Genomic DNA, 13,007 nt, shown 5'->3' on the forward strand with positions numbered 1-13,007 from the left:
AATAGTGCAAATTTTCATAAATCATAAATAGTATTTATCAATGCAATTACTATTTTTGTGCATGCAACACGACAAAGTACTTATTTTAGATTTCGGATCGCAATACACACAACTAATTGCGCGCAGAGTTAGAGAGCTTAACATCTATTCCGAAATACACCCATTTAACAAACCACCAAAAAACGTAGACGATTATAAGGCTGTTATCCTTTCTGGAAGCCCAATGTCTGTAAGATCAAAGGAAGCTTTTCATCCGGATCTATCAGAAATTAGAGGTAAAAAGCCTATGCTAGCTGTCTGTTATGGTGCACAATATTTAGCCCATTTTTCTGGCGGTGAAGTAGCCGAATCTAATACACGCGAGTATGGTCGTGCCAACTTAAGCTTTGTAGAAGAGGATACTTTTTTTAAAAATATATCAATAGGTAGTCAAGTATGGATGAGTCATAGTGACACCATCAAACACCTACCAACAAACGGAAAATTATTAGCAAGCACGCACGATGTGCAAAATGCAGCTTATAAGATAGAAGGCGAGTCGACTTACGCGATTCAATTTCATCCAGAAGTATACCACTCTAAAGACGGTAAACAATTACTAGAAAACTTTTTAGTAGCTATAGCAAATGTAAATCCAGATTGGACACCAAATGCATTTGTGCAAGAAACCGTTGAGGATTTACAAGCAAAACTTGGAGACGATAAAGTTGTTCTTGGATTATCAGGAGGCGTAGACAGTTCCGTAGCAGCAATGTTATTGCACAAAGCAATAGGTAAAAACCTGTACTGTATATTTGTAAATAACGGATTATTACGTAAAAACGAATTTTCTGATGTATTAGAACAATACAAAGGGATGGGCTTAAACGTAAAAGGTGTAGACGCTTCGGCACGCTTTTTGGATGCATTAGCAGGATTGAGTGATCCAGAAAAAAAGCGCAAAGCTATAGGTAACGCGTTTATCGAGGTTTTTGACCAAGAAGCAAACCTAATAGAAGACGTAAAATGGTTAGCACAAGGGACTATTTATCCAGACGTGATAGAAAGTGTAAGTGCAACAGGAGGACCAAGCGCAACAATAAAAAGTCATCATAATGTAGGTGGATTACCAGATTACATGAAACTTAAAATTGTAGAGCCACTTCGCGCTTTGTTTAAAGACGAAGTAAGACGTGTAGGAGCAAGTATGGGTATGGATAAAGACCTTTTAGGACGTCATCCATTTCCAGGACCAGGTCTGGCAATCAGGATTTTAGGTGATATCACTGCAGAAAAAGTACGTATATTACAAGAAGTAGACGCAGTATTTATTAATGGATTACGCGACGCAGGATTATACGATAAAGTATGGCAAGCAGGTGCTATTTTACTACCAGTAAATAGTGTGGGAGTAATGGGTGACGAGCGTACTTACGAGAAATGTGTAGCATTAAGAGCTGTAGAAAGCACAGATGGTATGACTGCAGACTGGGTAAATTTACCATACGAGTTTTTGCAAAAAACAAGTAACGATATAATAAACAAAGTAAAAGGCGTTAATAGAGTAGTGTACGATATAAGCAGTAAGCCACCAGCAACTATTGAGTGGGAATAAAGGTTAATACCGTCACTTCAAGTAATTTTTTAAGCTTGATAAAATAGTATCAAAATGTTGGGCGTTACCACAAGGGTCGCGTCTTCCATTATATCTTTTTTTTGCCATATATGGCAGCAAAAAAAGGATGCCATTACAACCGCTAACGCAGTTTGAAACGTATAAATAACATATGAGAAAATTAATATATATCTTAAGCGTAGTCGTAATGTTTGGCTGTGCTTCCGCGAAAGCGCAAAATTACAAAACGCATAAAGTGAATGCAGGAGAAACTATAGAGCAAATTGCTGTAAAATATAGTGTTACAAAATCTCAGATTTATGCATTAAATCCAGACGCTAGAAAAGAAGTAAAAGTAAATTCTGTATTAATAATTCCAAATAGTAAGGCAGCACAAGCTTTACCACAATTAACAGAGGTTAAAACGTTAGATGGTTTTAAAACCCATAAAGTTAAACGTAAAGAAACCCTATATAGTTTATCTAAAAAATACGATGTAGAGCAAGAGGAAATTAAAAAGCATAATCCAGAACTATATGCTAATAATTTGCGTAAAGGTGATAAAATTAAAATTCCAGTTTACAAAGTAACCAAAGCTGTTGTTGAGGTAAAATTAGCCACAAAAAGCCATACTGTAAAACCAAAAGAAGGTAAATGGCGTATTGCTTATCAATATGGTATAACAGTACAAGAGTTAGAGGATTTAAATCCTGATATGTCAGCTGTTTTACAACCAGGAGAAGTTATAAATGTTCCTAATCTAGAAGCAGAAGAAGTAAAAACAATTGATGAAAAATACAGTTATTATACAGTTTTAAAATCTGAAGGGTTTTACAGACTAAAACTTAAAACCGGATTAGAACAGGAGCAATTAGAGCAATTAAATCCAGAGCTTTTAACAACAGGGTTAAAAGAAGGCATGGTTTTAAAAATTCCGTTTGATTCTGATGTTAGAGCAAAAAATGAAGGTTTAGGTATCACTTTGGCAGGAGAGAAGTTGTTTACATCAGATTTAACAACACGTAATTTGGATGCAAATACAAAACACATAGCTATTATGCTGCCTTTTAAATTAAGTAAGGTAGATGCAGACTCAGTTTACGACGCTAAAAAGCTAATTAAAAACGATCCTTATGTTAGTACCTCTTTGGATTTTTACTCAGGAGCTAAAATGGCAATAGATAGTTTAGCAACTTTAGGAATAAATCTTAAGGTAGATGTATATGATACAGAAAATAGAGAAAGTAAAGTTGTGTCATTATTACAATCTAATAATTTTGACGATGTAGATGTAGTGATTGGACCAGTAATGCCAAAACTTTTTAATACTGCAGCAGCAACACTAAAAAGTAAAAAAATACCATTAGTATCTCCAATAACAAAAACGGTAGACTTACAAGAAAATGTATTTCAATCTAGACCTGACGAGGCATTGTTAAAAGAAAAACTATTAAATTATTTTAAAGCGGATAGTACATCACACTTTATAATCGTATCTGATATGAAAAATAAAGCAACAGCAGATGCGCTTAAGGTATCATTCCCTAAGGCAGCAATGGTAAAATCTAGAAAAGTTGCTAAGACAGGAGCAGATGCTTATTACGTATTTGATCAGGATATGGTTAATGTGCTTAAACCAGGTAAAAATATTGTCTTTTTAGAAACTGAAAATGCAGGATTTGTATCAAATGTTTCTAGTATCTTAAATTCTAAAATTAAACCAAATATGTCTGTCGTATTAACAACTACAGATAAAAATAATGCATTTGAGGATGATGAGGTTAGAAGTACACATTTGTCTAATTTAGGATTTACCTATGCGTCCATTAATAAGTCTTTTAGCGAAGATGAAAATAACAGTTTTGCAAAACGTTACAAAGCAATGTATAATGAGTCACCAAACACATACGCTGTAAGAGGATTTGATTTAACGATGGATGTTGTTTTACGTTTAGTAACTTCAGAGGATATTTATACCTCTGTAAACGAGTCTCCATTGACAACTTATGTAGAAAATAAATTTGCATACAAAAAGAAATTATTTGGAGGGTATTACAACAATACAGTATACATTGTTAAATACCAAGATTTAAAAATAGTAGAAGTAAAAAATTAAAAAGTAGTCGTTTTTATAATCATGTTTAAGTATGTATTTATTTGCTTGGGGTTTTTCTTGTTACACAGTGATGTAATGGAGGAGCTGTCATGGAGTGAAAATTACAAACTTAATTGGGATGATTTTAAAGGACAACCTAATCAGGATACAGATGCTGTTGCAGTAACAGCATCTGGTATTACTTTTAGTTACTCTATTAACAAACGTGATGATAAAGTCTATGGTTTTAAAACCTTAGTTAAAGCGTTTTTTTATCCAGAACATTCTTGGTGCAAATCTGACCAAGTAGATAAACACGTTTTAGGTCACGAGCAATTACATTTTGATATTACAGAGTTGCATGCAAGGCTATTTAGGCAACGCATCGCTGCAATTAAGCCACATGAAGATTTGGCTAAAACACTTCAAGAGATGCATAGTGCGATTGATAGTCAATTAGCAGAGATGCAAAATACGTACGACTTACAAAGTGAATATTCTATTAACGTCGATGGTCAAAAAAAATGGAAGGACAGTATTGCTGTGCGACTAAAGGCTGTAAACAAGTTTAAATCTAAAGGATAATTTGCTTCAACCAGACAAAGATTTTTTAATTAAATTGGCACATACCAAAATGCCTTTTGGTAAATACAAAGACCGTTTCTTGATAGACTTACCAGAGTACTATATTGTTTGGTATCATAATAAAGGATTCCCTAAAGGAAAACTAGGCGAAATGTTAGAAACCGTTTATACGGTTAAATTAAATGGATTGGAAGATTTAATTCGTAACATAAAAAAACAATATCCTAAATAGACTTTTTAGTAGATTTTAAGCTTATTAATAGTTCTCATTAGGCTCTATATGAATAAGCACGTGTCCTAAATTTGGAATTTGTTCTCGCAAATAGTCTTTTAAGTTGTGTGAAATGTCGTGTCCTAGTTTTACTGAAATATTGCCATCTACAATAGCATGTAAGTCAACATTAAACTTCATGCCAGCTTTACGTATAAAACATTTTTCGGTACCTAAAACACCTTTCACTTTTAAGGATTTTTCTCTAATGTCAATAATTAGATCATCATAAACTTGCTCATCCATGACTTCACCTAAAGCAGGTCTTAAAATTAAATAGCTGTTATATAAAATAAAGGCAGAAGCAAATAATGCTGCCCAATCATCAGCAGTTTCGTAACCTTTACCAAATACTATTGCTATAGAGATACCAATAAATGCCATCACTGACGTTATAGCATCACTACGATGGTGCCAAGCATCTGCTTTTAATGATGAGCTATGAGTTTGTTTACTCTTTTTTATTACAATCTGAAACGATATTTCTTTCCATATAATAATTACACCCAATACAATTAGTGTCCATGATTTAGGTGTTTTATGAGGCGTTAGTATATTATTAATACTTTCTGATGCAATTATAGTAGCAGATACCACTAAAAAGGCTACAACAGCAAAAGTGATTAAAGGTTCAATTTTTCCATGACCATAAGGATGATTATCATCTGCAGGACGTTTTGCATATTTAAAACCAAATAATACTAATAGCGAAGCAAATATATCTGTTGTAGACTCAATTGCATCTGCAATTAATGCATAAGAATTACCAAAAACACCTGCTAATCCTTTTATAAGTGCAAGCAATGTATTTCCAATAATACTAAAGTAAGTTGTACGTATTGCAGTTTGCTCGTTAGTCATTGTATAGGTTTGATTTTTTAATCATTCTAAAAAATACGTAAAGTTATAGTAATAACCATGTAAAAACGTTATCACTAAGCAATTTGATTAAATTAAAATCTAATCAGTTGTTTTTTAAAGCCTAATGGAAGAAGCAAAGTTTAGGTTATTAAAATAATTAGTAGATGTAAGTGCTAAGTTGCTCATAAAAAAATATAAAAAAGAGTTGTAAAAATAAAACAAGAAAGACCAACAGTTTCTACTTAAAAATCGTAAATTTGCTCGCGTTTAACAACGCAACATGACATCAGAAACTAAGTACATATTTGTAACAGGAGGAGTAACATCTTCCTTAGGAAAAGGAATTATAGCAGCATCTCTTGCTAAACTACTTCAAGCGCAAGGTTACAGAACCACAATCCAAAAATTAGACCCTTATATTAACGTAGATCCAGGTACGTTAAACCCATATGAGCATGGCGAATGTTATGTTACAGATGATGGTGCAGAAACCGATTTGGACCTTGGACATTACGAGCGTTTTTTAAACGTACCAACTAGTCAAGCCAATAATGTTACGACTGGACGTATTTATCAAAGCGTTATAAATCGTGAACGTAAAGGTGAGTTTTTAGGAAAAACAGTACAAGTTATCCCTCATATTACAGACGAAATTAAACACAGAATCCAAATCCTAGGTAACTCTGGAGATTATGATATTGTTATTACAGAAATTGGTGGAACCGTTGGAGATATTGAGTCCTTACCATACATTGAAGCAGTAAGACAATTAAAATGGGATTTAGGTGATAATAATGCATTGGTCATTCACTTAACATTAATTCCATATTTAACAGCAGCTGGAGAGTTAAAAACAAAACCAACCCAACATAGTGTAAAAACTTTAATGGAAAGTGGTGTACAAGCAGATATATTGGTTTGTCGTACAGAGCATGAATTACCTTCAGATCTAAAAAGAAAATTAGCCTTATTTTGTAATGTACGCGAAGAGGCAATCATACAATCTATTGATGCATCAACAATTTATGATGTGCCAAATTTAATGCTTGAAGAAAAACTGGATCAAGTTGTACTTAAAAAATTAGCATTAAATAGTGACGTTCCTGATTTAACAACTTGGAATAAGTTTGTACAAAGACATAAAAATCCAAAATCTGAAATTACAATCGGATTAATAGGTAAATATGTAGAGTTACAAGATTCTTACAAGTCTATATTAGAAGCATTTATTCATGCTGGAGCAGAGAACGAAGTTAAAGTAAATGTAGAGTCTGTACATTCTGAGTATTTAAATGCAGACAATATTAAAATGAAGTTATCACACCTTGATGGTGTATTAGTAGCTCCAGGTTTTGGAGAGCGTGGTATAGAAGGAAAAATAACAGCAATTAAATATGTACGCGAAAACAACATTCCGTTTTTAGGAATTTGTTTAGGTATGCAAATGGCAGTTATTGAATTTTGTCGTAACGTCATGGGATTAGCAGATGCTAACTCTACAGAAATGGATCCTAAGACTACAAATCCAGTTATTGATATTATGGAAGACCAAAAAACTATCACAGACAAAGGAGGAACAATGCGTCTTGGTGCTTGGGATTGCCATATCGAAAAAGAGTCTATAGCTTATAAAGTCTACCAATCTCAAGATATTAAAGAGCGTCATAGACATAGATATGAGTTTAATAGTAATTTTAAAACTCAAATCGAAGCTGCAGGATTAAAAGCAACAGGTTATAATCCTGATACAAAATTGGTCGAAATTGTTGAAAATCCATCTCATCCTTGGTTTGTTGGTGTGCAATACCACCCAGAATATAAAAGTACAGTAGCCAATCCACATCCTTTATTTGTGGCATTTGTAAAAGCAAGTTTAAAGCACAGTAAGAAAAAATAAGTGTCAATTTGACACCAATTTAAAAGTGGTCGTATATTTGACTAATTAATTATTCCTTGAATAAGTTAGAGGAACCAAACAATTATGGAAGAAAAAAACTAGACGTTAAGTCGATAATAGGATTTGTATTAATTTTCGGAATCTTATTATTCATGATGTGGCAAAACCAGCCATCTCCTGAAGAGCTTAAAGCGCAAGAGGTAGAAAAGCAAGCTCAAATTGAGGCTCAGAAAAAAGTAAATGCTACAGCTCCATCAGAGACAAAAGTTACTACTGCATTAGATTTTTCTAAACCAAAGGACTCTACTCAAGTAGCAGCATTGCAATCAAAAATCGGTGATTTTGCTTATTCTTTAGCGACTACAACTGCTACAGATAGTGAGGTATTGGTTGAAAGTGATTTATTAGCATTAAAGTTTAACACAAAAGGTGGTCATCTGTCAGAGGTTAAGCTTAAAAACTTTGTAAACTTTGATTCTATTCCAATTTACTTAGTAAAGGATGGTAATTCGGTATTTAATATCAATTTCCAAACAACAGATAATCGTACTTTAAATACTAAAGATTTATATTTTCAGCCTACAGTAACTAAAAGTGGAGAAAACACAGTAGTGTCCATGAAGTTAAAAACTGCAGAAGATAAATTTTTAGAGTATAATTATGTAGTTAAGCCAAACGATTATATGGTAGATTTTACCATTAAATCTCAAGGTTTAGAGTCTGCTATAAATACGTCAAATCCTATTAATTTAGATTGGACACAAAAAACGATAAGACATGACCAAAGTATTAGTTACGAGAATAGATACACACGCTTAACTTACCAAACAGATGGTGATGTAGACAAGTTATCTCAAATGGGTGACGATGATGAGGTTGAAGAGGACGTAACATGGTTATCATACAGACAACACTTTTTTAGTACTATTCTAGTGTCTGATAAAGCCTTTAAGGAAGTTTCAATTACATCTAAAAACTTAGTAGAAGATGAAGCAGTAGATTCTGTATTTACAAAACAATTCTCTACTAAAACAGCATTAGCTTTAAATGGAGCCTCAATAAACAATAATTTAAAGTTGTATTATGGTCCAACAGATAGCGAGATTTTAAAAAAATACGATGATAATTTAGTAGAAAGTATCCCATTTGGATGGGGAATTTTTGGATGGATTAACAAGTTTTTATTTATTCCATTATTTAACGGATTAAGTTCGTTTTTACCTTACGGAATTGCAATTATTGTAATGACAGTACTTATTAAGTTAGCCATGTCATTTGTACAATACAAGCAATACTTATCGCAAATGAAGCTTAAAGTTTTAAAACCAGAACTTGATGCTATCAGAGAAAAGTATAAAGACAACAAAATGAAGGCACAACAGGAAACTATGGCACTTCAAAACAAAGCAGGAGCAAGTCCTTTAGCAGGATGTTTACCAGCATTTATTCAAATGCCAGTATTTTATGCTTTATTTATGTTTTTCCCGACTGCATTTGCTTTAAGACAGAAAAAGTTTTTATGGGCTGAAGATTTATCTTCTTATGATGTTGTTGCAGAATTACCTTTTAATATTCCATTATATGGAGATCACGTAAGTTTATTTCCAATATTAGCTGCAATCGCTATTTTCTTTTACATGAAGTTAACGACTGGTCAAAACCAAATGTCAGCACCACAACAAGAAGGGATGCCTGATATGGCTAAGATGATGAAGTATATGATATACTTTGCTCCAATCATGATGTTAATTTTCTTTAATCAATACGCTTCAGGATTAAGTTTATACTACTTTATTTCTAACTTAATTAGTATTGGTATTTTATTAGTAATCAAGAATTTTATATTAGATGAAGATAAGATTCATGCTAATATTCAGGTTCAAAAAGCTAAGCCTAAAAAAGAAAGTAAGTTCCAGAAAAAAATGAAAGAAATGATGGAACAAGCTGAAAAACAAAAACAAATGCAACAAAAAAATAAAGGAAAATAATCTCTTTATTTAAAATTAATAAAAAAAGCTGTCTGCTATAATTTTAGTTTGGCAGCTTTTTTGTTATAACAAATGTTTAATATTAACGTTAAACCGTAAGGCATGGTTTCCGCGAAAGCGATATAAAGTAACGATACAATGAAAAAAACAAGTTTTTTATTATTCTGTTTATTTGTCACAAGTCTAGTGATGGCTCAAAGTTTAAATCAGTTTGACGCTAATGCACAACGTCATGGTACTTGGAAAAAGAATTTTGACAATACTAAAGTGGTAAGATATGAGGGCCAATTTGACCATGGTAAGGAAGTAGGAACATTCAAATTTTATAAAAATATAGATAATAAAGCGGTATTAACTGCTACCAAGGTTTTTAACAGTAACGATAATGTTGCTTTAGTAACCTTTTATGCTAGTAATGGAAAAAAGATAAGTGAAGGTAAAATGCGTGGTCATGATTATATTGGTAAATGGGTAATTTATCATAAAAATGTAGACCAAGTTATGACGCAAGAATTATACAATGATAAAGGTAAGCTTGAAGGAGAACGTTTGGTGTTTTATTTAAATGGTCAAATAGCCGAAAAAGCATATTACATGGACGGATTATTACATGGCGAATCTAAATGGTATGCAGAAAATGGTACCATAATGAAACTAATAACTTATAACGCTAATAAGTTTGAAGGTGCTTATAAAACCTACACTAAAGATGGTGTTATAGCTGTAGAAGGTTATTACAAGGACGACGTAAAATGTTGTGTATGGAAACGTTATAAAGATGGAAAGTTAGTCGAAGAAAAAGACTTAGATAAAAAAGCGAAAAAATAAGCTTTAGTTATTATATATTAAAAAACGCCTTAATGTATTAAGGCGTTTTTTTTGCTATCAAAATGTTAGTTTTAAAGGGAATAAACTATTTAATTAAGACTTTATATTCTTATTGTAATGGTAAAATTACTTTATCAATTGGGTGTACAACACCATTAATTGCTTGAATATCTACCAATGATGTAACAATGTTACTTACTCTTCCATTAGGATCAGTTAAAGTAAAGTTAGTTGCGTCCGCAGTAATATCTCCACCTAATGTTGTTACTGGTCCACTCATTAACATACTAGATTGTACGTTAGCTCCAACAATGTGGTACGTTAGTACAGCGTCAACTGTAGCAGTATCTAAATCTGTTAAAGCAGTTGCGTTTAATTCTGTTAATAAACTTCCAAAAGCAGCATCAGTTGGAGCAAATACAGTAAATGGTCCAGCTGTTGCATCAGATACAGTAGTAATATAAGGTACAGTTGGTGTCCCAGAATCTGCGTATTGTAATGCAGCAACTAAATTGCTTAATGCAGGATTTGAAGTTGCAAACGTTGCTATAGTTGGTAAATCTATTACAGTATCTACTGCATGGATAATTCCGTTTGTACCTACTACATCTGCAGCAGTTACTGTAGATATTCCGTTAAAACTAACACCATTTGTAGTGTCAAAATATAAACTTAAAGCGTTTCCTCCAGGACCACTAGCAGAGGTGTTTGTGTATCCAGAAACTAAAGTAGTTAAGTCAGTAGACGATAATGCACCACCAACAACGTGATTTAATAATAACTCAGATAATGCATCTGTTGGTACATCTGCCAAAGCTGTTCCGTTTAAATATGTTGCAAATGCAGTATTGTCTGGAGCCAATACTGTAAAAGGTCCTGCTCCTGATAATACATTTACTAAATCGCCATCTGCAGCACCTAAAGCTGCTACAAGACTTGAAAAATTAGCATTATTTACTGCGTGATCTACTACAGTAGGTAAAGCAATTACTTTATCTACAATATGTACGATACCATTAGATGCATTGACATCTGCAGTTGATACTTCAGACACATTGTTAAATACTACACCATTAGAAGTATCAAATAATAAACTTATTTTATTATCTCCTGCACCATCAGCTAAAGTATTAGTGTAACCACTACCTAAACCTACAAGGTCTGTTGATGTAACCGTACCACTTATTACATGGTTTAGTAATGTTTGTGCTAAGGCAGCGTCTGGAATATCTTGTACTGTTGCCCAGCCATTATCAGACATAAATTCTGCAAAAGCTTCATTTGTTGGTGCTAATACTGTAAAAGGTCCAGGTCCACTTAAAGTAATGGCTAAATCTGCTTCCACTACTGCAGCAACTAAACTACTTAAACTTGCTGTTGCTTGAGCTGTTTCAACAATATTTAAAGTTGTTGGCGTTGGTGTTGGCGTTGGTGTTGACGCATCGTCATCGTCACTACATGACCATAACACAAAAGTTGCTAAAAATAGTAGCGATAATTTTTTAATCGTTTTCATAATAAAGTTTTTTAATAGGTTTGTTTAACAAAACTATAAAAAGATTAAACAAAAAGAATTAAAGATTTGTTAAATTTATTTAAATGTTTATTTGTCAGGCATTTATTAAGTCATTCCATTTATATATATGTGTTTGATTTTTTTAGAAAGACTTATCTTTGCAGTCTATTAAAATTAGTCATGAAAAAAAGAGTTATTGTTGGATTATCAGGAGGAGTGGATTCTAGTGTTGCTGCGTATTTATTAAAAGAGCAAGGTTATGAGGTTATAGGTCTTTTTATGAAAAATTGGCACGACGACACTGTAACAATTTCTGATGAGTGTCCTTGGTTGGATGATAGTAATGATGCTATGTTGGTCGCAGATAAATTAGGAATACCTTTTCAAACTGTAGATTTAAGCGAACAGTATAAGGAGCGCATCGTAGATTATATGTTTGACGAATATGAAAAAGGTCGCACACCTAATCCAGATGTTTTATGTAATAGAGAAATTAAGTTTGATGTCTTCATGAAAATCGCCTTAGATTTAGGTGCAGATTACGTGGCTACAGGTCATTATTGCAGAAAAACAACCATTACAAAAAACGAAAAAGAGGTACACCAATTATTAGCAGGTAAGGATCCAAATAAAGATCAATCTTACTTTTTATGTCAATTATCTCAAGAGCAATTGGCTAAAGCATTGTTTCCTATTGGTGAATTATTAAAACCAGAAGTTAGAGAAATAGCTAAAGCTCAGGACTTAATAACTGCAGATAAAAAAGATTCACAAGGATTATGTTTTATAGGTAAAGTTAGATTGCCAGACTTTTTACAACAACAACTTAAGCCTAAAGAAGGTGTTATTGTAGAAATACCAAGAGATAATTCATTTTATAATGAAACGCTTCCTAGCTTCAATAATAAATTAGAAGAATTAAAATATCGTTCTAGAAAGCCTAGCTATAGTATAGCTGAAGGTGTAGTAAAAGGAAAGCATCAAGGCGCACATTATTTTACTAAAGGACAACGTAAAGGATTAGCAGTTGGTGGTACAGCAGAACCATTATTTGTGATAGATACAGACGTTACAGAAAATGTTATTTATACAGGTCAAGGGACAACACACCCAGGATTATATAAAAATGTTTTATTTGTATCTAATGAAGAGTTGCATTGGGTTAGAGAGGACTTAGCATTAGCTACAGACCAAACCATGGAAGTGTTAGCAAGAATAAGATATAGACAAGTTTTGCAAAAAGCAACATTACATAAAGTAGAAAGCGGTATGTATGTAGAATTTGAAAACCAACAATCAGCTATTACTGAGGGACAATTTGTTGCTTGGTATTTAGAGGAAGAATTAGTTGGTTCAGGTGTAATTTCTTAAC

The 13,007-nt window shown here is 32.9% G+C and carries 10 protein-coding genes; 8 read left to right on the forward strand and 2 right to left on the reverse strand.

Going from position 1 to position 13,007, the window contains the following annotated elements:
• The first annotated feature begins 61 nt into the window (after positions 1–61).
• From guaA to AC0L3M_RS00855, 4 genes are all read left to right on the forward strand, one after another.
• The gene (gene guaA / locus AC0L3M_RS00840) at positions 62–1,594 is read left to right on the forward strand and encodes a glutamine-hydrolyzing GMP synthase (protein WP_473432520.1); all 1,533 of its coding nucleotides are present in this window, start codon (positions 62–64) and stop codon (positions 1,592–1,594) included.
• A gap of 172 nt (positions 1,595–1,766) precedes the next feature.
• The gene (locus tag AC0L3M_RS00845) at positions 1,767–3,710 is read left to right on the forward strand and encodes an amino acid ABC transporter substrate-binding protein (protein ID WP_473431491.1); all 1,944 of its coding nucleotides are present in this window, start codon (positions 1,767–1,769) and stop codon (positions 3,708–3,710) included.
• 75 nt (positions 3,711–3,785) lie between these two features.
• Entirely contained in the window at positions 3,786–4,274 is a 489-nt protein-coding gene (locus AC0L3M_RS00850) for a DUF922 domain-containing protein (protein ID WP_473431492.1), read from the forward strand.
• A gap of 49 nt (positions 4,275–4,323) precedes the next feature.
• Positions 4,324–4,506: a DUF3820 family protein gene (locus AC0L3M_RS00855; protein ID WP_473432521.1), complete on the forward strand. Its 183-nt coding sequence runs from the start codon at positions 4,324–4,326 to the stop codon at positions 4,504–4,506.
• A 24-nt stretch (positions 4,507–4,530) separates the two neighbouring features.
• Here AC0L3M_RS00855 and AC0L3M_RS00860 read toward each other — a convergent pair whose 3' ends face one another.
• Positions 4,531–5,406, reverse strand: a complete 876-nt coding sequence (locus tag AC0L3M_RS00860; protein ID WP_473431493.1) for a cation diffusion facilitator family transporter — start codon at positions 5,404–5,406, stop codon at positions 4,531–4,533.
• A gap of 280 nt (positions 5,407–5,686) precedes the next feature.
• Between AC0L3M_RS00860 and AC0L3M_RS00865 the strand changes: the two genes are divergently transcribed.
• From AC0L3M_RS00865 to AC0L3M_RS00875, 3 genes are all read left to right on the forward strand, one after another.
• On the forward strand, positions 5,687–7,303 hold the full coding sequence (locus AC0L3M_RS00865; RefSeq protein WP_292943942.1) for a CTP synthase: 1,617 nt from the start codon (positions 5,687–5,689) through the stop codon (positions 7,301–7,303).
• A 56-nt stretch (positions 7,304–7,359) separates the two neighbouring features.
• A complete protein-coding gene (yidC, locus tag AC0L3M_RS00870) occupies positions 7,360–9,291 on the forward strand; it encodes a membrane protein insertase YidC (RefSeq protein WP_473431494.1) in 1,932 nt (643 codons plus the stop codon).
• Positions 9,292–9,429: 138 nt separating this feature from the next.
• The gene (locus AC0L3M_RS00875) at positions 9,430–10,119 is read left to right on the forward strand and encodes a toxin-antitoxin system YwqK family antitoxin (protein ID WP_292943946.1); all 690 of its coding nucleotides are present in this window, start codon (positions 9,430–9,432) and stop codon (positions 10,117–10,119) included.
• A 109-nt stretch (positions 10,120–10,228) separates the two neighbouring features.
• On the opposite strand, the gene AC0L3M_RS00880 is transcribed toward AC0L3M_RS00875, so the two are convergent.
• Positions 10,229–11,635, reverse strand: a complete 1,407-nt coding sequence (locus tag AC0L3M_RS00880; RefSeq protein ID WP_473431495.1) for a fasciclin domain-containing protein — start codon at positions 11,633–11,635, stop codon at positions 10,229–10,231.
• A 180-nt stretch (positions 11,636–11,815) separates the two neighbouring features.
• Between AC0L3M_RS00880 and mnmA the strand changes: the two genes are divergently transcribed.
• Complete coding sequence (gene mnmA, locus AC0L3M_RS00885; RefSeq protein WP_473431496.1) at positions 11,816–13,006, forward strand: tRNA 2-thiouridine(34) synthase MnmA; 1,191 nt, start codon at positions 11,816–11,818, stop codon at positions 13,004–13,006.
• Position 13,007 lies beyond the last annotated feature (1 nt).

The organism is Olleya sp. KJ81-1 (genome assembly GCF_055808135.1).

Excerpts from the sequence above, each read along its gene's own strand:
- guaA (WP_473432520.1), top strand. The coding sequence starts at position 62 with ATGCAACACGACAAAGTACTTATTTTAGATTTCGGATCGCAATACACA.
- AC0L3M_RS00845 (WP_473431491.1), top strand. The coding sequence starts at position 1,767 with ATGAGAAAATTAATATATATCTTAAGCGTAGTCGTAATGTTTGGCTGT.
- AC0L3M_RS00850 (WP_473431492.1), top strand. The coding sequence starts at position 3,786 with ATGGAGGAGCTGTCATGGAGTGAAAATTACAAACTTAATTGGGATGAT.
- AC0L3M_RS00855 (WP_473432521.1), top strand. The coding sequence starts at position 4,324 with ATGCCTTTTGGTAAATACAAAGACCGTTTCTTGATAGACTTACCAGAG.
- AC0L3M_RS00860 (WP_473431493.1), bottom strand. The coding sequence starts at position 5,406 with ATGACTAACGAGCAAACTGCAATACGTACAACTTACTTTAGTATTATT.
- AC0L3M_RS00865 (WP_292943942.1), top strand. The coding sequence starts at position 5,687 with ATGACATCAGAAACTAAGTACATATTTGTAACAGGAGGAGTAACATCT.
- AC0L3M_RS00875 (WP_292943946.1), top strand. The coding sequence starts at position 9,430 with ATGAAAAAAACAAGTTTTTTATTATTCTGTTTATTTGTCACAAGTCTA.
- AC0L3M_RS00880 (WP_473431495.1), bottom strand. The coding sequence starts at position 11,635 with ATGAAAACGATTAAAAAATTATCGCTACTATTTTTAGCAACTTTTGTG.
- mnmA (WP_473431496.1), top strand. The coding sequence starts at position 11,816 with ATGAAAAAAAGAGTTATTGTTGGATTATCAGGAGGAGTGGATTCTAGT.